17 protein-coding genes are annotated in these 22,039 nt (G+C 62.6%); 16 read left to right on the top strand and 1 reads right to left on the bottom strand.

Going from position 1 to position 22,039, the window contains the following annotated elements:
- The first annotated feature begins 152 nt into the window (after nt 1–152).
- The 11 genes from HV744_RS12075 (at nt 153) to HV744_RS12025 (ending at nt 10,127) form a co-directional block, all read left to right on the top strand.
- Complete coding sequence (locus tag HV744_RS12075; protein WP_175149721.1) at nt 153–698, top strand: ATP synthase subunit I; 546 nt, start codon at nt 153–155, stop codon at nt 696–698.
- A gap of 162 nt (nt 699–860) precedes the next feature.
- Nucleotides 861–1,712, top strand: a complete 852-nt coding sequence (gene atpB / locus HV744_RS12070) for a F0F1 ATP synthase subunit A (protein WP_175149720.1) — start codon at nt 861–863, stop codon at nt 1,710–1,712.
- 82 nt (nt 1,713–1,794) lie between these two features.
- Complete coding sequence (gene atpE, locus HV744_RS12065; RefSeq protein WP_007180033.1) at nt 1,795–2,064, top strand: F0F1 ATP synthase subunit C; 270 nt, start codon at nt 1,795–1,797, stop codon at nt 2,062–2,064.
- Between the two features lie 138 nt (nt 2,065–2,202).
- Nucleotides 2,203–2,673, top strand: coding sequence for a F0F1 ATP synthase subunit B (locus HV744_RS12060; protein ID WP_175149719.1), 471 nt, complete (start codon nt 2,203–2,205; stop codon nt 2,671–2,673).
- 2 nt (nt 2,674–2,675) lie between these two features.
- Complete coding sequence (locus HV744_RS12055; RefSeq protein ID WP_120346434.1) at nt 2,676–3,215, top strand: F0F1 ATP synthase subunit delta; 540 nt, start codon at nt 2,676–2,678, stop codon at nt 3,213–3,215.
- Nucleotides 3,216–3,273: 58 nt separating this feature from the next.
- Complete coding sequence (gene atpA / locus HV744_RS12050) at nt 3,274–4,815, top strand: F0F1 ATP synthase subunit alpha (RefSeq protein ID WP_175149718.1); 1,542 nt, start codon at nt 3,274–3,276, stop codon at nt 4,813–4,815.
- Nucleotides 4,816–4,954: 139 nt separating this feature from the next.
- Nucleotides 4,955–5,839: a F0F1 ATP synthase subunit gamma gene (gene atpG / locus HV744_RS12045; RefSeq protein WP_175149717.1), complete on the top strand. Its 885-nt coding sequence runs from the start codon at nt 4,955–4,957 to the stop codon at nt 5,837–5,839.
- A 115-nt stretch (nt 5,840–5,954) separates the two neighbouring features.
- On the top strand, nt 5,955–7,349 hold the full coding sequence (gene atpD / locus HV744_RS12040; protein WP_175149716.1) for a F0F1 ATP synthase subunit beta: 1,395 nt from the start codon (nt 5,955–5,957) through the stop codon (nt 7,347–7,349).
- A 192-nt stretch (nt 7,350–7,541) separates the two neighbouring features.
- Nucleotides 7,542–7,967, top strand: a complete 426-nt coding sequence (locus HV744_RS12035; RefSeq protein WP_175149715.1) for a F0F1 ATP synthase subunit epsilon — start codon at nt 7,542–7,544, stop codon at nt 7,965–7,967.
- A gap of 231 nt (nt 7,968–8,198) precedes the next feature.
- Nucleotides 8,199–9,929, top strand: coding sequence for an AMP-binding protein (locus HV744_RS12030; protein ID WP_175149714.1), 1,731 nt, complete (start codon nt 8,199–8,201; stop codon nt 9,927–9,929).
- A 24-nt stretch (nt 9,930–9,953) separates the two neighbouring features.
- Nucleotides 9,954–10,127 (top strand): hypothetical protein, encoded by a 174-nt coding sequence (locus HV744_RS12025; protein ID WP_175149713.1) that lies wholly within the window; start codon nt 9,954–9,956, stop codon nt 10,125–10,127.
- Between the two features lie 666 nt (nt 10,128–10,793).
- On the opposite strand, the gene HV744_RS12020 is transcribed toward HV744_RS12025, so the two are convergent.
- Complete coding sequence (locus HV744_RS12020) at nt 10,794–11,597, bottom strand: transporter substrate-binding domain-containing protein (protein ID WP_175149712.1); 804 nt, start codon at nt 11,595–11,597, stop codon at nt 10,794–10,796.
- Nucleotides 11,598–11,818: 221 nt separating this feature from the next.
- Here HV744_RS12020 and hemE point away from each other — a divergent pair, with 221 nt between their 5' ends.
- The 5 genes from hemE (at nt 11,819) to putA (ending at nt 21,985) form a co-directional block, all read left to right on the top strand.
- Nucleotides 11,819–12,919 carry a uroporphyrinogen decarboxylase gene (gene hemE / locus HV744_RS12015; protein ID WP_175149711.1) on the top strand — a complete coding sequence of 367 codons (1,101 nt, stop codon included), beginning with the start codon at nt 11,819–11,821 and terminating at the stop codon, nt 12,917–12,919.
- A gap of 464 nt (nt 12,920–13,383) precedes the next feature.
- Complete coding sequence (locus tag HV744_RS12010; protein ID WP_175149710.1) at nt 13,384–15,630, top strand: primosomal protein N'; 2,247 nt, start codon at nt 13,384–13,386, stop codon at nt 15,628–15,630.
- Nucleotides 15,631–15,799: 169 nt separating this feature from the next.
- Nucleotides 15,800–17,221 (top strand): YeiH family protein, encoded by a 1,422-nt coding sequence (locus HV744_RS12005; RefSeq protein WP_175149709.1) that lies wholly within the window; start codon nt 15,800–15,802, stop codon nt 17,219–17,221.
- Complete coding sequence (locus HV744_RS12000; protein ID WP_175149708.1) at nt 17,218–17,466, top strand: hypothetical protein; 249 nt, start codon at nt 17,218–17,220, stop codon at nt 17,464–17,466. Before HV744_RS12005 ends, HV744_RS12000 begins: the two co-directional genes overlap by 4 nt.
- Before the next feature lie 589 nt (nt 17,467–18,055).
- On the top strand, nt 18,056–21,985 hold the full coding sequence (gene putA / locus HV744_RS11990) for a trifunctional transcriptional regulator/proline dehydrogenase/L-glutamate gamma-semialdehyde dehydrogenase (RefSeq protein ID WP_175149706.1): 3,930 nt from the start codon (nt 18,056–18,058) through the stop codon (nt 21,983–21,985).
- Nucleotides 21,986–22,039: the final 54 nt, after the last annotated feature.

The raw sequence follows: 22,039 nt of genomic DNA, 5'->3' as shown, positions 1-22,039 counted from the left end.
ATCGCGAGGACGCTTTTCATGCCGGTTATTGAACGCCCTAAAGTCTTGAATTGCCTGCAACTATCGCTTACAATCGCCCGGATTTAATTGCACGGCAACCCCGTAATCGCAGCGTAAGCTCGCGAGCTGAATAAGACTTTCGGAACACTGCGATGGCGGTCAAAACGTCGAATCAAGCGCCGCAGAATGGGCCCGACGGACACCGCGCTGAACGCTCCGTTTCCGATGCGTCCACCGGCCAGCAAGTTACACACGACGAGCCATGGGGCGTCGAGCAGGAAGATAACAATATCGTTCCGCTCACGCGGGCCGAAGCTGAAAAGCTGTTTGGTCCCAACGTGAGTCGTCCATCGCGCGTTACGCCTTTCAAGGTCGTGGCGGCGCAAATGGTTTTGTCCCTGGGTGCTACGCTGGTGTGGTGGCTGTTCTACAAGCCGCCGGGCGCTGCTGCGCTGTCCGCGTTCCTGGGGGGAGCGATTTGCTGGGTACCGGGCGCGTTGTTCGCAGCACGCCTTAGAACGCTGAGCGGCGCAGAGACAGTGACGAGCTGGATGATCGGCGAAGCGCTCAAGATGGGGACAACGATTGCGATGTTTGTAGCCATCGCCTTCTGGTATCACGACGTACGCTGGGTTCCGCTGCTCGTGACCTACCTCATCGCGCTCAAGACTTACTGGATCGCCTTGGCGTGGCGCTAAGGTAGCAGTGACAAAGTAGCAGCACAAAATTCAGGCTGGCGCGTAGCGCCGGCAATAGGTGTGCGGATATGACACGGTCCGCACCCGGCGTGTTCCCGCAATACAGTATTGCCGCGGGTCCGGCCTAAGACGATTTTCGACAATTTGGGTGGCTTTAACGATATGGCAGCTAGCGAAGGCACGCGCGCAACGGATCCGTCCGAGTACATCGCGCACCACTTGCAGAACTTTTCCACCGCACGCCAGACGTCGATTTTCGACATTCACGTGTGGAATCTGGACACCCTTTTCTGGTCGATCGTTTGCGGTCTGGCCACCATCCTGATTCTGCGTCTCGCGGCCCGCAACGCAACGTCGGGCGTACCGGGCCGTTTCCAGTGCGCGGTCGAAATGCTGGTCGAAATGGTCGAGGATCAATCGAAGTCGATGATCCACGGCACGCGCACCTTCATCGCACCGCTGGCCCTGACCGTGTTCGTCTGGGTTGCGCTGATGAACTCGCTCGACTTTATCCCTGTCGACCTGCCGGGCCACGTGATCGGCTGGCTGGGTCTGTCCGAAACCATCCCGCAACACCGCATTGTGCCGACCGCCGACCTGAACGGCACGATCGGCATCGCCCTCGGTGTGTTCGTGCTGATGATTTACTACAACTTCAAGATCAAGGGCGCCGGCGGCTTCGTGCATGAACTGCTGTCCGCTCCGTTCGGCGCGCATCCGCTGCTGTGGATCCCGAACCTTGCACTGAACATCATCGAGTTCGTCGCGAAGACGGTCTCGCTCGGCATGCGGCTGTTCGGCAACATGTACGCGGGCGAACTGTTGTTCCTGCTGATTGCCCTGCTCGGCAGCCTCTGGAGCTTCGGCGCGGACACGACGGTGCTTGGCTTCATCGGCCACGTGATTGCCGGCAGCGTGTGGTCAATCTTTCACATCCTGATCGTGCTGCTGCAGGCGTTCATTTTCATGATGCTGACGCTGGTGTACATCGGCCAGGCACACGACAAGCACTAACCTGCGCCGTCGACAAAAGAATCATCGTTTTTCAAATCCCAGTTCCAACCAGTTCTAAAAGACTTTTCACAAAGGAGTGATCATGCAAGCTTTCATCGCCAACATCCAGGGTCTGACCGCCATCGGTATCGGCATCATCATCGGCCTGGGTGCAATCGGCGCCTGTATCGGTATCGGCCTGATGGGCGGCAAGTACATCGAAGCATGTGCGCGTCAGCCGGAACTGATGAACCCGCTGCAAACCAAGATGTTCCTGCTGGCTGGTCTGATCGATGCGGCGTTCCTGATTGGCGTTGGTGTGGCAATGCTGTTTGCGTTCGCGAACCCGCTGCTGTCGAAGCTGGCAGGCTGAGGTTCCTCGGAAGTTCGCGCCTGAGCTATAACTGTTAAAGGCGCAGGGCGGAACGGGCACTTGGGCGCTGATCGAATCCAGAATCGATGAGCGCCTTGCCGTTTCACTTTCCGAACTAGCAACGTTTAAGGAAACACCGTGAATCTCAACGCAACCCTGTTTGCGCAAATGGTCGTGTTCCTGATCCTCGCGTGGTTCACGATGAAGTTCGTGTGGCCGCCGTTGATCAACGCCATCGACGAGCGCTCGAAGAAGATTGCTGACGGATTGTCGGCTGCTGAAAAGGGCAAGCAAGAACTCGAAGCTGCTCACAAGCGCGTCGACCAGGAACTCGCCCAGGCACGCAACGACGGTCAGCAACGTATTGCCGACGCAGAAAAGCGCGCTGTAGCAGTTGCTGACGAAATCAAGGCTCAGGCACAAGCTGAAGCCGCTCGCATCATCGCGCAAGCGAAGGCCGACGCGGACCAGCAAGTCGTGAAGGCGCGCGAATCGCTGCGCGGCGAAGTCGCGGCACTCGCTGTGAAGGGCGCTGAACAGATCCTGAAGCGCGAAGTCGACCAGGCAGCTCACGCTGACCTGCTGAATCAACTGAAAGCCGAGCTCTGATCATGGCCGAACTTGCAACCATCGCCCGTCCGTACGCAGAAGCGCTGTTTGGCGTGGCCGAAGCTGGTGACATCGCCGCCTGGTCCACGCTCGTGCAGGAGCTGGCACAGGTTGCGCGTCTGCCCGAAGTGCTGTCGATCGCCTCGAGCCCGAAAGTAAGCCGCGCCCAGGTCAGCGAACTGCTGCTGGCCGCGGTCAAGTCGCCGCTCAAGGACAACGCGCAAGCGAAGAATCTGGTGCAAATGCTGGTAGACAACCATCGCCTGCAATTGCTGCCGGAAATCGCCGTGCAGTTCGAAGAGTTGAAGAACGCCCGCGAAGGGGCGGCCGATGTGCTGATCGTCAGCGCATTCCCGCTCGAAGGCGCGCAGTTGAACGAACTCGTCGCAAGTCTCGAACGCAAGTTCAAACGCAAGCTGAAGCCGACGGTCGAAGTCGACTCGTCGTTGATCGGCGGCGTGCGCGTGACGGTCGGCGACGAAGTGCTCGATACCTCGGTCCGCGCGCGGCTTGCCAGCATGCAGACGGCCCTGACGGCCTGAAGCGCCCAAGGCGCTGAAGCGGCTGGCACGCAACAGAATTGACTATCAGGAGCGAATAATGCAACTCAATCCCTCTGAGATCAGCGAGCTGATCAAGAGCCGGATCCAGGGCCTTGAAGCGAGCGCAGGCGTTCGCAACCAGGGCACCGTGATCTCCGTGACCGACGGTATCGTGCGTATCCACGGCCTGTCGGAAGTGATGCAGGGCGAAATGCTCGAATTCCCGGGCAACACCTTCGGTCTCGCACTGAACCTCGAGCGCGACTCGGTCGGCGCCGTGATTCTGGGTGAGTACGAACACATTTCGGAAGGCGACATCGTCAAGACGACGGGCCGCATTCTGGAAGTGCCGGTGGGCCCGGAACTGCTCGGCCGCGTGGTCGACACACTCGGCAACCCGATCGACGGCAAGGGCCCGATCAACGCAAAGAAAACCGACGCAATCGAAAAGATTGCGCCGGGCGTGATCTGGCGTAAGTCGGTTTCGGAACCGGTCCAGACCGGTCTGAAGTCGATCGACGCGATGGTGCCGATCGGCCGTGGCCAGCGTGAGCTGATCATCGGCGACCGCCAGTGCGGCAAGACCGCAGTCGCAGTCGACGCGATCATTAACCAGAAGGGCAAGAACCTCATCTGTATCTACGTCGCGATCGGCCAGAAGGCTTCGTCGATCATGAACGTGGTGCGCAAGCTGGAAGAAACCGGCGCGCTGGAATACACGATCGTCGTGTCCGCTTCGGCTTCGGAATCGGCCGCGATGCAGTACCTCGCACCGTACGCCGGCTGCACGATGGGCGAATACTTCCGCGACCGCGGTCAAGACGCGCTGATCGTCTATGACGACTTGACCAAGCAAGCTTGGGCATACCGTCAGATCTCGCTGCTGCTGCGCCGCCCGCCGGGCCGCGAAGCATACCCGGGCGACGTGTTCTATCTGCACTCGCGTTTGCTGGAGCGTGCTGCTCGCGTCTCGGAAGAGTACGTCGAGAAGTTCACAAACGGCGAAGTCAAGGGTAAGAGCGGCTCGCTGACGGCACTGCCGGTCATTGAAACGCAGGCAGGCGACGTGACCGCATTCGTTCCGACGAACGTGATCTCGATTACCGACGGCCAGATCTTCCTCGAAACCGACCTCTTCAACGCAGGTATCCGCCCGGCAATTAACGCCGGCGTGTCGGTGTCGCGCGTGGGTGGTGCGGCTCAGACGAAGGTCGTGAAGAAGCTGTCGGGCGGTATCCGTACCGACCTGGCGCAGTACCGTGAACTGGCAGCGTTCGCGCAGTTCGCATCGGACCTCGACGAAGCTACCCGTAAGCAGCTGGAGCGCGGCCGCCGCGTGACGGAACTGCTGAAACAGCCGCAGTATCAGCCGCTGCAAGTGTGGGAACTGGCCGTTTCGCTGTTTGCAGCGAACAACGGCTACCTCGATGATCTGGAAGTCTCGCAAGTCCTGCCGTTCGAAAAGGGCGTGCGCGAACATCTGAAGTCGAGCCACGCTGACCTGGTCAAGCGCATCGAAGATACCAAGGAACTCTCGAAGGACGACGAAGGCCTGCTGCACACGGTCCTCAAAGACTTCAAGAAGTCCGGCGCTTATTGATCTGCGAGTGATCCGCAAGGCATAAACGGACCTTGAAGCGGCGCGGGCCGCATGTGAATGCCCCCGCGCTGCTTCGATCGCTTTGCATGGGACCCGAGTAAGCGCTGAAGCGCTAACTCGGGCCGACAAGGAGCAAGCAATGGCTGGAATGAAGGAAATTCGCGGCAAGATCAAGAGCGTGCAAAACACGCGCAAGATCACGAAAGCGATGGAGATGGTGGCCGCATCGAAGATGCGCCGCGCTCAGGAGCGCATGCGCGCTGCTCGCCCGTATGCCGACAAGGTCCGCGATATCGCTGCACACATGAGCCGTGCGAACCCGGAGTATCGTCACCCGTTCATGGTGTCGAACGAAGGCGCGAAGGCGGCGGGCATCGTCCTGGTCACGACCGACAAGGGTCTGTGCGGCGGGATGAACACCAACGTGCTGCGTGCGTCGCTGCAGAAGTTCAAGGAACTGGAAGGCCAGGGCAAGACGATCGAAGCAACGGCGATCGGCAGCAAGGGTCTGGGTTTCCTGAACCGTTTGCGCGCCAAGGTGGTGTCGAACGTCGTGCAGCTGGGCGATACGCCGCATCTGGAAAAGCTGATCGGCGCGGTGAAAGTGCAGCTCGACCTGTACTCGGAAGGCAAGGTTTCGGCGGTGTACCTTGCGTACACGCGCTTCGTCAACACGATGAAGCAGGAGCCGGTGATCGAGCAACTGCTGCCGCTGTCGGCAGAACAGTTCGAGCACACGGAAGATGACGGCACGACGCCGAGCACGCAGTGGGACTACATCTACGAGCCGGATGCGCAGGCAGTGGTGGACGAACTGCTGGTGCGTTATGTCGAAGCGCTGGTCTATCAGGCCGTCGCGGAAAACATGGCATCGGAGCAGTCGGCCCGGATGGTCGCGATGAAGGCCGCTTCGGACAACGCGAAGACGGTCATCAACGAACTGCAGCTCGTGTACAACAAGAGCCGTCAGGCCGCGATCACGAAAGAACTGTCGGAAATCGTCGGTGGGGCCGCGGCAGTCTGACCCTGACGGTCAGGCAAGCCGTTTCGTGTGTGCCTGTGAGGCGCACCCGTCCAGGCGGACCCAACGAAACTGCGCCTTTGCGCGAGTGAAGAATTGAGTATCTAAAGGAAATGCGATGAGTACTACTGCTTTGGTAGAAGGCAAGATCGTACAGTGCATCGGCGCGGTGATCGACGTGGAATTTCCGCGTGAATCCATGCCGAAGATTTACGACGCGCTCATTCTCGAAGGTTCGGATCTGACCCTCGAAGTCCAGCAACAGCTGGGCGACGGCGTCGTCCGTACCATCTGTCTGGGTGCATCAGACGGCCTGCGTCGTGGCACGGTCGTGAAGAACACTGGTAACCCGATCAGCGTGCCGGTCGGCAAGCCGACCCTCGGCCGGATCATGGACGTGCTGGGTCGCCCGATCGACGAAGCCGGCCCGATCAACTCGGACGTGGTTCGCGGCATTCACCAGAAGGCTCCGGCGTTCGAAGAACTGTCGCCGTCGACCGAACTGCTCGAAACCGGCATCAAGGTTATTGACCTGATCTGCCCGTTCGCGAAGGGCGGCAAGGTGGGTCTGTTCGGTGGCGCCGGTGTGGGCAAGACCGTGAACATGATGGAACTGATCAACAACATCGCGAAGGAACACGGTGGTTACTCCGTGTTCGCCGGTGTTGGCGAGCGTACCCGCGAAGGGAACGACTTCTATCACGAAATGAAGGACTCGAACGTTCTCGACAAGGTCGCGCTGGTGTATGGCCAGATGAACGAGCCGCCGGGCAACCGTCTGCGCGTCGCGCTGACCGGCCTGACGATGGCAGAGCACTTCCGTGACGAAGGCCTCGACGTGCTGTTCTTCGTCGACAACATCTACCGTTTCACGCTGGCCGGTACTGAAGTGTCGGCACTGCTCGGCCGGATGCCGTCGGCAGTGGGCTATCAGCCGACGCTGGCCGAAGAAATGGGTAAGCTGCAAGAGCGTATTACGTCGACCAAGACCGGCTCGATCACGTCGGTTCAGGCCGTGTACGTCCCTGCGGATGACTTGACCGACCCGTCGCCGGCTACGACCTTCGGCCACCTGGACGCAACCGTCGTGTTGTCGCGTGACATCGCTTCGCTGGGTATCTACCCGGCAGTCGACCCGCTCGATTCGACCTCGCGTCAGATCGACCCGCACGTGATCGGCGAAGAGCACTACTCGATCACGCGCGGCGTGCAGCAAACGCTGCAACGCTACAAGGAACTGCGCGACATTATCGCGATTCTGGGTATGGACGAACTGGCGCCGGAAGACAAGCTCGCTGTGGCGCGCGCTCGTAAGATCCAGCGTTTCCTGTCGCAGCCGTTCCACGTTGCTGAAGTGTTCACGGGTTCGCCGGGCAAGTACGTGCCGCTGAAGGAAACGATCCGTGGCTTCAAGATGATCGTTGAAGGCGAGTGCGATCACCTGCCGGAGCAAGCGTTCTACATGGTCGGCACGATCGACGAAGCCTTCGAAAAGGCCAAGAAGATCCAGTAAAGGTCGGGTGTAACGAAGCGGGGCGCCGGAGTCCGCGCTTATCGGACGCTTTTGCAGCATCCGATCGTAAAGTTGGATGCTTTTGCGGCATCCAATCGCAAATCCGGCGCCTCTTACTACGCTCAACCCAGCCTTGCATGGGACGAGAGCAAGCGCAAAAGCGCTACCTCTCGTCGACAGGAGTCGACACTTATGGCAACCATTAAAGTAGACGTCGTCAGCGCGGAAGAGCAGATCTTCTCGGGCCAGGCGAAGTTCGTCGCGCTGCCGGGCGAAGCGGGTGAACTCGGCATTCTGCCGGGCCACACGCCGCTCATCACGCGGATTCGTCCGGGTGCGGTGCGCATCGAAGCTGAAAACGGCGAAGAAGAGTTTGTGTTCGTCGCCGGCGGCATCCTCGAAATCCAGCCGGGCGCTGTGACGGTTCTCGCCGACACCGCGATTCGCGGCAAGGATCTCGACGAAGCCAAGGCTGAAGCTGCACGCAAGCGTGCGGAGGAAGCGCTGCAAAACACGGGCTCGAACCTCGAATACGCAACCGCGCAAGCGGAACTGGCGTATGCGACGGCTCAGCTCGCTGCGATTCAGCGTCTGCGCAAGCTGCGCGGTCAGAAGTAAGCAATTTGTATCAGAGAAAAAGCAGCCTTCGCGGCTGCTTTTTTTTGACCACCAGTTGACGTTTACGGAAAGGTAAGCAAAATCACGTGATCAAATCGATTGACGGCCAGCCGCCGCGGTCCGCGCGATGAGCTGCGGGTAAGACTTGATGCCGTATGGACACACGCCGGTGGCACAATCGATTTCAAATTCATTTCAATCGGGCGAGCTTCCGCTCACGGAGACAACACCATGGCAACGCAAATGTCAGGCGAAGGTGCACTCATCGAACCCAAAGACGGTCTGTCGTATGTGCGCGGGTCGACCGAAATCCCGTTGAGCGAAGCGACAATCGGCCAGTTTCTGCGCGATACCGCGGAGCGTTTTGCCGATCGCCCGGCCGTGGTGTTTCGCGAGCAGCGCATTCGCTGGACGTGGAAGGAGTTTGCGGACGAGGTGGATGTGCTGGCGGCCGGGCTCCTCACACTCGGTATCGCGCAGGGCGACCGCGTCGGCATCTGGTCGCCGAATCGGGTGGAGTGGTTGCTCACCCAGTTCGCGACCGCGCGGATTGGCGCCGTGCTGGTCAACATCAATCCGGCTTATCGGCTCGCGGAGCTCGAATACGCGTTGAACAAGGTCGGCTGCAAGGCGATCATCACCGCCGAGCGGTTCAAGACCTCGATGTACCTCGAGATGCTGCAGGAACTCGCTCCCGAGCTGGCTACGCAAGCGCCAGGCGAGCTTCATGCAGCAAGGTTGCCGGAGTTGCGCTATGTGATCCGCATGTGCGACACCGAAACGGCCGGCATGATGAGCTTCTCAGACCTGATCGAGCGAGGGCGCTCGACGCTCGATGTGACGAAGCTCGACGCCATCGGTGCTGCGCTGTCGTGCCACGAGCCGATCAATATCCAGTTCACCAGCGGCACGACCGGCAATCCTAAAGGCGCGACGCTGACCCATAGCAATGTGGTGAACAACGCGCGCTACATCGCGATGGCGATGCGGCTGACCGAACAGGATGGCTTATGTATCCCGGTCCCGCTGTACCACTGTTTTGGCATGGTGCTGTCGGTGCTGGCGTGCGTGTCGGTTGGCGCGAACATGGTGTTTCCGGGCGAGGGTTTCGACCCGGCCGCGACTCTGGCTGCGGTTGCCGAAGAAAAGTGCACCGCGCTGCATGGCGTGCCGACCATGTTCATCGCCGAACTCGATCATCCGGACTTCGCCAATTACGACTTCTCGCGCCTACGCACTGGCATCATGGCGGGCTCGCCGTGCCCGATCGAGACGATGAAGAAGGTCGTCTCGAACATGCACCTGGGCGAGATCACGATTGCGTACGGCATGACGGAAACCAGCCCGGTGTCGTTCCAGAGTTCGACGGCCGACCCGCTCGACAAGCGCACCACGACGGTGGGCCGTATCCAGCCACATCTGGAGGTCAAGCTCGTCGACCCGCTCGGCGAGATCGTGGCGGTGGGCGAGACCGGCGAGCTATGCACGCGAGGCTACTCGGTGATGCAGGGCTATTGGGGCGACGAGGCGAAGACGCGCGAAAGCATCGTCGACGGCTGGATGCACACCGGCGATCTGGCGACGCTCGATGCCGAAGGCTATTGCAATATCGTCGGCCGGCTAAAGGACATGCTGATTCGCGGGGGGGAAAACATCTATCCGCGCGAGATCGAGGAGTTTCTGTTTCGCCACCCGAAGATCCAGAGCGTGCAGGTGTTCGGCGTGCCCGACGCGAAGTACGGCGAGGAAGTCTGCGCGTGGGTCGTGCTGCGTCCCGGCGAGCAGGCGACAGCCGAAGAGATCCAGCAATTCTGCCAAGGCCAGATCGCGCACTACAAAGTGCCCAAGTACATCCGTTTCGTCGACGAACTGCCGATGACAGTGACCGGCAAAGTGCAGAAATTCATCATGCGCGAGCAGATGATTAGCGAATTGAAGCTGCGGGAAGACAAGACGGCGTGACGCCGTTGCGGGACCGCGCTGGCAATGATCAACGGCAAAGCCGGCGCGGCACGGGGAAAGGCAAAACCATTTGCCGGGCAATCCGCCAACGTTCCGCGAATTTACGCCAACGATGCGACGCCGCACCGCGCAAACGTTTGGCCGGACGAAAAAAAAGCGGGCCTGGAGCCCGCTAAAAACCACACGCTACGGGGTTAGCGCGAGGAGACCAAAGTTGGAACCGACTGAGACGACGACCCTGCGCCGACTACGGCCCCAGCAGGGATGCCCCTTCACAGGGCTTCGGCCTAAGCCGACCGGCAAGTGCATCGTATCCGCTCACACCACGCACCCAGCCACATCCGTGTTGAAACCGTTGAGGGCATTGTGGGCGAATTAACCTACTAGCGCGGTAACAAAGTGTTTCAGGTTGTAACGCCCGCCAGATAAGGCGCTGCGGGATTTATTGCCAATTCTTAATGTTTTAGACGTAATTTTTACCTATGACTGGCTCGCAATTTCATACGCATGATTGATGCTATTCGTGACGCATAGCGCGGCTTATCCGTTCAGTCGATTCCGCATGAAATAGTTGCAAGCGCACCGTTCCGAGGGAGAAATCCCGGTGTTACAGGAGTTTTTCCGACGCAACTGATTTCGTTTCCCGAAGCGCGGTTGGCGTGCTGCTTTGCAAACTTACTGCCGATGTGAATGGCGAGCAAATGGGGCCGATTCGCGACGTCTAAATTCTGCGGTAGTGTTTAGCCGTTGCCTAAAACCAGGGGGCCCGGTTACATGATTGCGGCTGCGATGAGAACCTATTGGCATTTGCGGGCCGCCTGCGTTTGCCGATAAAACCTGCACAGGCGGCCGGGCGCGGTAGCCTTATTTCAGCCATTTATCCGAGATGGCCTGATATTCCCCGGTTGCACGCGCAAGGTGCAACCACTGGTCGACATACTGCTGGAACGCCACATCGCCGCGCGGCAGCAGCCAGGCCTTCTCGCCATACTGGAACGGCTTGTCCGGATGCACGGAGCAAAGACCCGGATTCAGCTTCTGCTGCAACAAGGTTTCCGACGCGTCCGTCACCATCACGTCCGCCTTCCCGGTGAGGATCTGTTTGAAGATCGTCACGTTGTCCGGATACACAGTCAGGGCTGCATGCGGGAAGTACTGCTTCGCGAACCGCTCGTTGGTGCCGCCCGGATTGACGATCACCCGCGTCGCAGGTTGGTCGATCTGCGCGACGGTTTGATATTTGCTGACGTCGTCGCATCGAACGATCGGCGTTTTGCCGTCGATCATATAAGCCTGCGTGAAGAACGCGCGCTTTTGCCGCTCGAGCGTCGGCGACACCCCGCCCATGCCGATATCGCATTTCGCGACGAAGTCGTTCATCAGGTTCGGCCACGACGTCTTGACGAACTCAGCCTTCACGCCAAGCGATTTGGCGAGCGACTCCGTCATGTCGATATCGATGCCTTCGAACTGGCCGTCCGGCTGGCCGTCGCCCTTGTAGAACGAATACGGTTTGTAGTCGCCGGTCGTGCAGGCGCGCAGCGTGCCGCGGCTGAGAATGTCGTCGAGCCGGGAAGGCGCGGCGGCGGTGGTCTGCGCCCCGGCCACGCCTGCGTGCATCAAGACACCGGCGAGCGTGCCGAGGATTGCGAGTGCTGCCTTGTTCATCGAGTCTCCTTGTTGTTTGTATGTAATTGTCTGGTAAGACCGTCCGATAGTAGCCCGCCAGAGCCAGCTTGAACATCGGCCATTCAGCCGGGTCGCCGCGCCGCAGCCGGCAGCTGAAAAACCGTCGGCAAGCGGTTCGCGTAACAGTTATTGACCGCATCGGGCGCGATGGGGTGAGCTGGGTCCGGTAAAATGCCCCTTTGCCCTCAGTCGTACGCAACGTGGCCCATAAACTCCTGAACGACACTTTCCTGCGCGCCCTGCTGCGCCAGCCGACTGACTACACGCCGATCTGGCTGATGCGGCAGGCTGGCCGCTACCTGCCGGAATACAACGCCACGCGGGGGCGCGCGGGCAGTTTCCTCGGCCTCGCCCAGAACCCGGCGTTCGCGGCTGAGGTCACGCTGCAGCCGCTCGAGCGCTATCCGCTCGACGCCGCGATCCTGTTCTCCGACATCCTGACCGTGCCCGACGCGATGGGCCTCGGGCTCGAATTCGTCACCGGAGAGGGGCCGAAATTCTGCCGCCCGGTGCGCACGGAAGACGACGTCGCGCGCCTTGCGGTGCCGGACATCGACGCCACGCTGCGCTACGTGACCGACGCGGTGCGCGAAATTCGCACCGCGCTCACGGATGCGCAAGGCCGTCAACGCGTGCCGCTGATCGGCTTTTCGGGCAGCCCGTGGACCTTGGCGTGCTACATGGTCGAAGGCGGCGGCTCGGCGGACTTCCGCACCGTCAAGTCGATGCTCTATGCGCGTCCGGATCTGATGCACCGCATCCTCGACGTCAATGCACGCTCGGTTGCGGCCTACCTGAACGCGCAGATCGAAGCCGGCGCGCAAGCCGTGATGATTTTCGACACATGGGGTGGGGCGCTGGCGGACGGCGTCTATCAACGCTTTTCGCTGCACTACATTCAGCAGGTGGTGAGCCAGTTGAAGCGCGATCACGACGGCGAGAAAGTGCCGGTGATCACGTTCACGAAGGGCGGCGGTCTGTGGCTCGACGAAATCGCCGACATCGGCGTGGATGCGGTCGGCCTCGACTGGACCGTGAACCTGAGCAAGGCCCGCGAGCGCGTGGGCGGCAAGGTCGCGCTGCAAGGCAATATCGATCCGTCGGTGCTGTTTGCGCCGCCGGCGTCGATTCGCATGGAAGCGCGCGCGGTGCTCGACAGCTTCGGCAATCATCCGGGACACGTGTTCAATCTCGGGCACGGCATTTCGCAATTCACGCCGCCGGAAAACGTCGCCGAACTCGTCGACGAAGTGCATCGACATAGCCGCGCGATTCGCAGCGGCGCTCATGCACCGGCGTGAAGCCGTAATCGTTACCATTTTTGCTGCGACGCAACGAAGTGGGCTCTCGGCCTAAGGGGGAAATTGCAGTCCACGGGCCGTCAGATGGCGGTCTTGTGATTGTCAAGACTTGACTTATGCACATTCGTCACGCTGCGGCGCGGTAGAAGCGTTCGTCGCACCCTGGCCCTTGCACAGTGCGGGCGCATTTGATCCAAGCCTTGTCTGGCAAGGGTTTGACGGGTTCACAACAAAATGTGCGGAATCCCACAGAAGGCAGCAGCGGCGCGGTTCGCAGCCCTTCCGGACGAAGTTCTCAACAAAGTTATCCACAGGCCAGCGGACCGAATGCAATTGTTCAGTCGAATCCAAAACTTAGCGCTGAAATTGAAGTTTTACTTTAACTTCGAGCGGTTCACTGCCTACTCGATGCGCGCCACGATGTGGGCTCATGTCGCGCCAGTTCTCCCACTCCCCGCTGTCGCGTGAGCGAAGTCTTCGTCCGCGTCGCGCTGGATCATCCGCTGCCGACCCTGTTCGACTACCGTTGCGACACGCCTGAGCCCGCCGCGCCAGGCGTGCTGGTCAGCGTGCCGTTCGGCAAGCGGCACGTGGTGGGGCTCGTCTGCGAAGTGACCACTCACAGTGACGTGCCTGCTGACCGACTTCGGTCGGTGAGCGGCGTTTGCACCGCCTGCCCGCCGGTGTCGGAGGAATGGCTGAAGCTGACCGCCTTCGCCGCGGATTACTATCAACGGGGTCTCGGCGAAGTGGCGCTGCCCGCGCTGCCGCAAGCCTTGCGCGACGCTTCGCGCTGGTCGCGCCTGTTCGCACCGGAAGAGCGCTACAGCCTCACGCCCGGGGGCCGCGCAGCATTGCCCGACGCGTTGCCAGCCCGCGCGAGCGCGTTGAGAAAGCTGGCGCAGGCGTTGGCCGCGACCGATTTCCTGCTTGCCGCCGATGCTCGCGCGCTCCACCCCAAAGCACTCGCAAGCCTCGACGCATGGCAGGCGCAAGGTTGGGTGGCGCTCGACATCATCGAAGCCGCTGCGGTGCTGGCGGCCCCCGCGCCGCCAGACGCACCCGCGCCCTTGCTACCCACGCTCACCGACGAGCAGGCAGCCGCCGTCGAAGCGATCCGCGACGCGGACGGTTTTGCGCCGTTCCTGCTGCACGGCGTGACGGGCAGCGGCAAAACCGAGGTGTATCTACGCGCGCTCGCCGAGATTCTGGCCGCGAAGCCCGGTGCGCAGGCGCTCGTCCTCGTGCCGGAAATCAATCTGACGCCGCAATTCGAGGCGGCTTTCCGTGCGCGCTTCGCCGCGCTGGACGGCACGTCGATCGTCACGTTGCACAGCGGCCTCGCGGAAGGCGAACGCGCCCGCAACTGGTTCGCCGCGCACGCCGGCCGCGCCCGCATCGTGCTCGGCACGCGGCTGGCGGTGCTGGCGTCGTTGCCCAGGCTCGCGATCATCGTCGTCGACGAGGAGCACGATCCGGCCTACAAGCAGCAGGAAGGTTTGCGCTATTCGGCGCGCGATCTGGCGATCTATCGCGCCAAGCAACTGGGTTTGCCGGTCGTGCTCGGCTCGGCGACGCCGTCGCTGGAAAGCTGGTGGCAGGCCGACCAGCGGCGCTACAGGCGCCTCACCTTGTCGCGCCGGGCGGTGGCCGACGCGGTGTTGCCGACCGTGAAGCTGATCGATCTGGAAGAAGAGCGCCGGCGCGGGCGGGCTTCGGTTGAAGGTTTGTCGGGACCGTTGATTGCCGCGCTCAAGGCGCGGCTCGAGCGCGGCGAGCAGAGCCTCGTGTTCCTGAATCGCCGCGGTTACGCGCCGCAGCTCGCCTGCGATGCGTGCGGCTGGGTCGCCGGTTGTCCGCGCTGCAGCGCCTATGTGGTCCTGCACAAGCCGGAGCGCGCGCTGCGCTGCCACCACTGCGGCTGGGAGTCACGCATCCCGCGCTCGTGTCCGGAGTGCGGCAACGTCGATATCGCGCCGATGGGGCGCGGCACGCAGCGCGTCGAAGAATCACTGGCGAGCGCGGTGCCCGGCGCCCGCGTGCTGCGTATCGATGCCGACAGCACGCGCCGCAAGGGCAGCGCGCAGGCGCTGTTCTCCGATGTCCACGCGGGCGAGGTCGACATTCTTGTCGGCACCCAGATGATCGCGAAGGGCCACGACTTCCAGCGCGTGTCGCTGGTTGGCGTGCTGAACGCCGACACCGCGCTGTTTTCCCACGACTTCCGCGCGAGCGAGCGCCTCTTCGCGCAACTGATGCAGGTGAGCGGCCGGGCGGGCCGCGCCGGTTTGCCCGGCGAAGTGCTGGTGCAAACGCGTTATCCGCGCCACGCGCTGTATCACGCGCTGGGTCGCCAGGACTATGTCGGCTTCGCCAATTCCACGCTGGCCGAGCGGCGCGACGCGCACCTGCCGCCGTTCGTCTATCAGGCGTTGCTGCGCGCCGAGGGCCGCACGCTGGAGGCCGCGCTCGCCTTCCTGCAGCAGGCCGCCGCGGAACTGACCGGCATCCCGGCCGCCGAGCGCGTGACCGTCTACGACGCCGTGCCGCTGACCATTGTCAAGGTGATGCACGCGCATCGCGCGCAGTTGCTGATCGAAAGCGCGTCGCGCGCCGCGTTGCAGGCGACGTTGCGTGCGTGGCAACCGCTGTTGCGCGGCCTGAAAGGCGTGCTGCGCTGGAATCTCGAAGTCGATCCGCTCGACATCTGATGCCTGTTGCCAGCAAGCGGGCGGCATTACTTCTTTAGGTCATATTCATAGAGCGAATGGTCGTTTCGTTTTGCGACGTCGCTCACCTATATTCGCCGAATCGGCGCACGTACAGGCAAAAGTCCACTATTCCCGCGCCGACTCACCTCAACTTCCTCGGGGTATTGCGATGAGCGACACCAACCACACCCTGCCGACCGGCGCGACGCCGACCAGGCGGCAGGGCGCGCATGGCGGCGGACTCCTGCTGACTGAAGACTGGCTGGCTGTGTGGGTCGGCCTGCTGGTGATCGTGATCGCCTGGGCGCTGTTCGCGTCGGGCAGCAGCATCAAGTGGCTGGCGGTAGCGCCGGCCAAATGGTCGAGCGTTGGCCAGACGGCGCAGGACCTCGGCAGGCATCTGCCGAACTACGTGGCGTTATTCATCGTGTTCGCGCTGCTGTTCGGCGTGAGCCTCGCGCTGCTGAAGCAGCGGGTCGGCGCTTTCCTTGCCTCGTTCCTGATTCTGTTCGTCGCATCGGCGCTGATCTTCACGCTGGGCGCGTGGGTCAATGCGTCGAAGTACAACCTGGAACCGCCGCTGGTGGCGCTGGCGCTCGGACTGCTGATTTCGAACCTGTTCACTTTGCCCGAGTGGTTTGCGGCGGGCTTGCGGGTCGAGTTTTATATCAAGGTCGGCATCGTGCTGCTCGGCGCGACGCTGCCGTTCACGTTGCTGGTGTGGGCGGGGCCGGTGGCGGTCGCGCAGGCGACCATCGTCTCGCTCGTGACGTTCTTCGTGATCTTCTTCGCTGCCAAGGCGTTCGGACTCGACCGGCGCTTTGCCGCCGTGCTCGGCGTCGGCGGCGCGGTGTGCGGCGTGTCGGCGGCGATCGCGATTGCCGGCGCGGTGCGGGCCAAGCGCGAACAGGCTTCGGTGGCGATTACGCTGGTGGTGCTGTGGGCGATCGTGATGATCTTCGTGTTGCCGTTCGCGTCGCGTTCGCTGGGACTCTCGACGGCGGTCGCGGGCGCGTGGATCGGCACCTCCGAATTCGCCGACGCCGCCGGCATCGCCGCCGCGCAAGCCTATGGCGACTTCGCGAAGCACGCGGGCGGCGCGATCGCCGGCGCGCCGGAGGCGTCGTTGCAGGCGTTCACGTTGATGAAAGTGGTCGGCCGCGATATCTGGATCGGCATCTGGGCGTTCGTGCTGGCGATCGTCGCGACGACGCGCTGGGAGTCGCAGGATAGCGGCGTGCAAGCGAAGCCGAATGCCGGCGAGATCTGGGCGCGTTTTCCGAAATTCGTGATCGGTTTCGTCATCGCGTCCGCGTTGGTGACGTGGATCGCCAGCCATTATTCGCTGGCCGATTACCGCAAGGTCGTCACGCCCGCATTCGTCGCGCCGATCACCGTGCTGCGCACGTGGGCGTTCACGTTCTGTTTCCTCAGCATCGGCCTGACTACGCGCTTGCGTTCGCTCACGGCGACGGGCCTGAAACCGTTCCTCGCGTTTACGGCGGGTGTGGTGGTCAATATCGCGATTGGCTACGTGCTGTCCGCGCACGTGTTTGCGGCGTACTGGAATAGTCTGGGGCAGGGTTCGTGACACACTCGGCCGGCCGCGTCGCCAGTACCGCGGACGCACGCGACGAAGCGTGCGCGCCGCGCTGCGCAAGCTGCCGGCACCGCGCCGAGGATCGGCATTCGCTGGAGCACGGCATACCGGGCCTCGCGGTATTCGGCTCTGGATTCGGCGCGAGCGTCGCGGATAGCCGGCTGTGCCGGCTGCATGACCAGCTCGTGTCGCCGGGCGACGTCTGCGCGCAATTCGAGCCGATCCCGCCGCGCTGACGCGCGCGTTTATCTCGCGTCGGGTTGAACCTCGTGGTGCAGGCTCGCAACCACGCCCATGGAGGACGGCCGCGTTACCCAAATCGCGAGCCCGAGCCGCGCCAGCTGCTCAGTCGTTCAAAGCGGTCCGCGTATCGCCAGCCGATGCGCGCGATGCCGCGCGTTCGCGTTCCTCGGCGGCCGCACGCTTCTCAGAGCCCCGCGTCGCGCCGCGAATAAACAGCACTGCGCAGGCCGCGCACATTGCCCAGATGCCCAATATCACCAGCCACTTTTCCATTTCACCAGTCCTCGCAAACCCCGTATCGTTTTTTCGCGTGCCGTAAGGCCGCGTGCCGCTATGCCTCTATAACGGCGCGCCGGGTCAATTGATAAGGGTAAAGGCGAAAAGATTCACGCCAGGGAAAGTACTGATCGCAACCACCGCCGCCGTGCGTCGCGCCATTGGCCGGAAACCCCCGTCACACAAGGCTCTCAGCGGGGTGCAACCACGCTCGAAGAATGGTTGCACCTTTTTATTTGGAGGCGTACGATTCGCCCAACTTTTAGTCTTTCACCAAGCATTCGTCTGGTATCCGAAGAAGGAAACATGGCTAGCACCACCCTTGGCGTCAAGGTCGACGACCTCCTGCGTTCCCGGCTGAAAGATGCCGCCACCCGCCTCGAACGCACTCCGCACTGGCTGATCAAGCAGGCAATCTTCGCCTACCTCGAAAAAATCGAGCATGGCCAGCTGCCTCCTGAACTGTCGGGAGCAACGGGCTCGGCCGATCTGGCCGATGGCATGGCGGTCGAACAGGAGGAAGACGGTGCGTCGCACCCGTTCCTCGAATTCGCGCAAAACGTGCAACCGCAGTCGGTGCTGCGTGCGGCGATCACCGCCGCTTACCGCCGTCCGGAGCCGGAGTGCCTGCCGTTCCTGCTCGGTCAGGCGCGCTTGCCGGCAAATCTCGCGGGCGACGTAGAGGCGCTGGCCGGCAAGCTGGTCGAAACGCTGCGCACGAAGAGCAAGGGCGGCGGCGTCGAAGGGCTGATCCACGAATTCTCGCTGTCGAGCCAGGAAGGCGTGGCGCTGATGTGCCTCGCCGAAGCGCTGCTGCGCATTCCCGATCGCGCGACCCGCGACGCGCTGATCCGCGACAAGATCAGCAAGGGCGACTGGAAATCGCACGTCGGCCAGGCGCCGTCGCTGTTCGTCAATGCCGCGACCTGGGGCTTGATGATCACCGGCAAGCTGGTGACGACCAACAGCGAGACGGGTCTTTCGTCCGCGCTGACGCGTCTGATCGGCAAGGGCGGCGAGCCGCTGATCCGCAAGGGCGTGGATATGGCGATGCGCCTGATGGGCGAACAGTTCGTCACCGGCGAGAACATTTCCGAAGCGCTGGCCAACAGCCGCAAGTATGAAGCGCGCGGTTTCCGCTACTCGTACGACATGCTCGGCGAAGCGGCCACCACCGAAGCCGACGCGCAACGCTACTACGCGTCGTACGAACAGGCGATCCACGCAATCGGCAAGGCCGCCGGCGGCCGTGGTATCTACGAAGGCCCGGGCATCTCGATCAAGCTCTCCGCGCTGCACGCCCGCTACTCGCGGTCGCAGCACGAACGCACGATGAGCGAACTGCTGCCGCGCGTGCGCTCGCTCGCGATCCTCGCGCGCCGCTACGACATCGGCCTGAATATCGACGCCGAAGAAGCCGACCGCCTCGAAATCTCGCTGGATCTGCTCGAAGCGCTGTGCTTCGATCCGGAGCTGGCCGGCTGGAACGGTATCGGCTTTGTGGTGCAGGCGTATCAGAAGCGTTGCCCGTTCGTGATCGAGTACCTGATCGATCTGGCGCGCCGCAGCCGTCACCGCATCATGGTGCGCCTCGTGAAGGGCGCGTACTGGGACACCGAAATCAAGCGCGCGCAAGTGGACGGCCTCGAAGGCTATCCGGTGTACACGCGCAAGATCTACACGGACGTGTCGTACCTCGCGTGCGCGAAGAAGCTGCTCGGCGCGCCGGATGCGGTCTATCCGCAGTTCGCCACGCACAACGCGCACACGCTGTCGGCGATCTATCACCTCGCAGGCAACAACTACTACCCCGGTCAGTACGAGTTCCAGTGCCTGCACGGCATGGGCGAGCCGCTGTACGAGGAAGTCACCGGCCGCGACAAGCTGAACCGTCCGTGCCGCGTGTACGCGCCGGTCGGCACGCATGAAACGCTACTCGCGTACCTCGTGCGCCGTCTGCTGGAAAACGGCGCGAACACATCGTTCGTAAACCGCATCGCCGATGAAAGCGTCGCGATCAAGGACCTGATCGCCGACCCGGTCGACGAAGCGTCGAAGATCGTCCCGCTCGGCGCGCCGCACGCGAAGATTCCGCTGCCGCGCAATCTGTATGGCGCCGAGCGTCTCAATTCGATGGGCCTCGATCTGTCGAACGAACATCGGCTGGCATCGTTGTCGTCGGCCTTGCTGGCGAGCGCGCATCATCCGTGGCGCGCCGCGCCGATGCTCGAAGACAACCAGATCGCGGTGGGCACCGCGCGCGACGTGCGCAATCCGGCGGACCATCGCGACCTCGTCGGCACGGTCGTCGAAGCGACGCCGGAGCACGTGAGCGCCGCGCTCGCGCATGCGGTTGCCGCCGCGCCGATCTGGCAGGCCACGCCGGTCGACGCACGCGCCGATTGCCTCGCGCGTGCCGCCGATCTGCTCGAAGCGCAGATGCACACGCTGATGGGTCTGGTGGTGCGTGAAGCCGGCAAATCGCTGGCGAACGCGGTTGCGGAAATCCGCGAAGCGATCGACTTCCTGCGCTACTACTCCACGCAGATTCGCGACGAGTTCTCGAACGACACGCACCGTCCGCTCGGTCCGGTGGTCTGTATCAGTCCGTGGAATTTCCCGCTGGCGATTTTCATGGGCCAGGTGGCCGCCGCGCTTGCAGCCGGCAACACCGTGCTCGCGAAGCCGGCTGAACAAACGCCGCTGATCGCCGCGCAAGCCGTGCGCATTCTGCGCGAAGCCGGCGTGCCGGCGGGCGCCGTGCAACTGCTGCCGGGCAATGGCGAAACGGTTGGCGCCGCGTTGGTGGCCGATCCGCGCACTCGCGCCGTGATGTTCACCGGTTCGACCGAAGTCGCGCGTTTGATCAACAAGACGTTGTCGAGCCGCCTCGATCCGGACGGCAAGCCAATTCCGCTGATCGCCGAAACCGGCGGCCAGAACGCGATGATCGTCGATTCGTCGGCGCTCGCCGAACAGGTGGTGGCCGACGTGCTGCAATCGTCGTTCGACTCCGCCGGTCAACGGTGTTCCGCGCTGCGCGTTCTTTGTCTACAGGATGATGTCGCGGACCGCACGCTCGAAATGTTGACGGGCGCGATGCGCGAACTGGCGATCGGCAATCCGGACCGTCTGTCGATTGACGTCGGCCCGGTGATCGACCTTGACGCGAAGCGTGGCATCGACGCGCACGTCGCGACGATGCGCGAGAAAGGCCGCAAGGTCGAACAATTGACGATGCCGGAAGGCACCGCGCAAGGCACGTTCGTGCCGCCGACGCTGATCGAACTCGACAGCATCGACGAACTGAAGCGCGAAGTGTTCGGCCCGGTGCTGCACGTGGTGCGTTACCGGCGCAGCCAGCTCGACAAGCTGCTCGAACAGATCCGTACGACCGGCTACGGCCTGACGCTCGGCATCCATACGCGGATCGATGAAACCATCGCTCACGTGATCAGCCGCGCGCACGTCGGCAACATCTACGTGAACCGCAACGTGATCGGCGCGGTCGTGGGCGTGCAGCCGTTCGGCGGCGAAGGTTTGTCGGGCACGGGTCCGAAAGCGGGTGGCGCGCTGTATCTGCAGCGGCTGCTGGCCACGCGTCCGGCGGGCCTGCCGAAGTCGCTCGCCCAGGCGCTGGTGGCGGATGTACCGCAAACCGCTGAAAACAGCGACAATCCGTCCGCTGCGTTGACCGCGCTGCGTGACTGGCTGATCGCCGAACGCCAGCCGCAACTGGCCGCACGCTGCGACGGTTATCTGTCGCATGTGCCGGCGGGCGCGACCGCGGTATTGTCGGGGCCGACTGGCGAGCGCAATACCTACACGCTGGGCGCGCGCGGCACGGTGCTGTGTGTCGCGTCGACGGCGAGCGGCGCGCGCGTGCAGTTGGCCGCCGCGCTGGCTACGGGAAATCGTGCGCTGTTCGAAGGCGCGGCAGGTGAACAATTGGTCTCGCAGTTGCCCGCGTCGCTGAAGTCGCACGCGAGCGTGAAGAAGAGCGCGGATACGCCGTTCGACGCGGTGCTGTTCGAAGGCGACAGCGACGAATTGCTGGCGCTGGTGAAGGAAGTTGCGAAGCGCGCGGGGCCGATTGTCTCGGTGCAGGGCGTCGCGGCGCGCGCGCTGGAAAGCGGCGAGGAGGATTACGCGCTCGAGCGTCTGTTGACGGAGCGCTCGGTCAGCGTGAACACGGCAGCAGCAGGCGGCAATGCGAATTTGATGACGATCGGTTGAGCGAACCTCATCGATCCCCTCAATAAAAACGGAAGCGGTACGGCGACCCCGATA

It is taken from the genome of Paraburkholderia ultramafica (genome assembly GCF_902859915.1).
Classification (GTDB): domain Bacteria; phylum Pseudomonadota; class Gammaproteobacteria; order Burkholderiales; family Burkholderiaceae; genus Paraburkholderia; species Paraburkholderia ultramafica.
This window is presented reverse-complemented; position numbering and strand designations above follow the sequence as displayed.

Excerpts from the sequence above, each read along its gene's own strand:
- atpG (WP_175149717.1), top strand. The coding sequence starts at position 4,955 with ATGGCTGGAATGAAGGAAATTCGCGGCAAGATCAAGAGCGTGCAAAAC.
- HV744_RS12025 (WP_175149713.1), top strand. The coding sequence starts at position 9,954 with ATGATCAACGGCAAAGCCGGCGCGGCACGGGGAAAGGCAAAACCATTT.
- HV744_RS12020 (WP_175149712.1), bottom strand. The coding sequence starts at position 11,597 with ATGAACAAGGCAGCACTCGCAATCCTCGGCACGCTCGCCGGTGTCTTG.
- HV744_RS12035 (WP_175149715.1), top strand. The coding sequence starts at position 7,542 with ATGGCAACCATTAAAGTAGACGTCGTCAGCGCGGAAGAGCAGATCTTC.
- atpD (WP_175149716.1), top strand. The coding sequence starts at position 5,955 with ATGAGTACTACTGCTTTGGTAGAAGGCAAGATCGTACAGTGCATCGGC.
- HV744_RS12055 (WP_120346434.1), top strand. The coding sequence starts at position 2,676 with ATGGCCGAACTTGCAACCATCGCCCGTCCGTACGCAGAAGCGCTGTTT.
- HV744_RS12005 (WP_175149709.1), top strand. The coding sequence starts at position 15,800 with ATGAGCGACACCAACCACACCCTGCCGACCGGCGCGACGCCGACCAGG.
- atpE (WP_007180033.1), top strand. The coding sequence starts at position 1,795 with ATGCAAGCTTTCATCGCCAACATCCAGGGTCTGACCGCCATCGGTATC.
- atpB (WP_175149720.1), top strand. The coding sequence starts at position 861 with ATGGCAGCTAGCGAAGGCACGCGCGCAACGGATCCGTCCGAGTACATC.
- HV744_RS12030 (WP_175149714.1), top strand. The coding sequence starts at position 8,199 with ATGGCAACGCAAATGTCAGGCGAAGGTGCACTCATCGAACCCAAAGAC.
- HV744_RS12075 (WP_175149721.1), top strand. The coding sequence starts at position 153 with ATGGCGGTCAAAACGTCGAATCAAGCGCCGCAGAATGGGCCCGACGGA.
- putA (WP_175149706.1), top strand. The coding sequence starts at position 18,056 with ATGGCTAGCACCACCCTTGGCGTCAAGGTCGACGACCTCCTGCGTTCC.
- atpA (WP_175149718.1), top strand. The coding sequence starts at position 3,274 with ATGCAACTCAATCCCTCTGAGATCAGCGAGCTGATCAAGAGCCGGATC.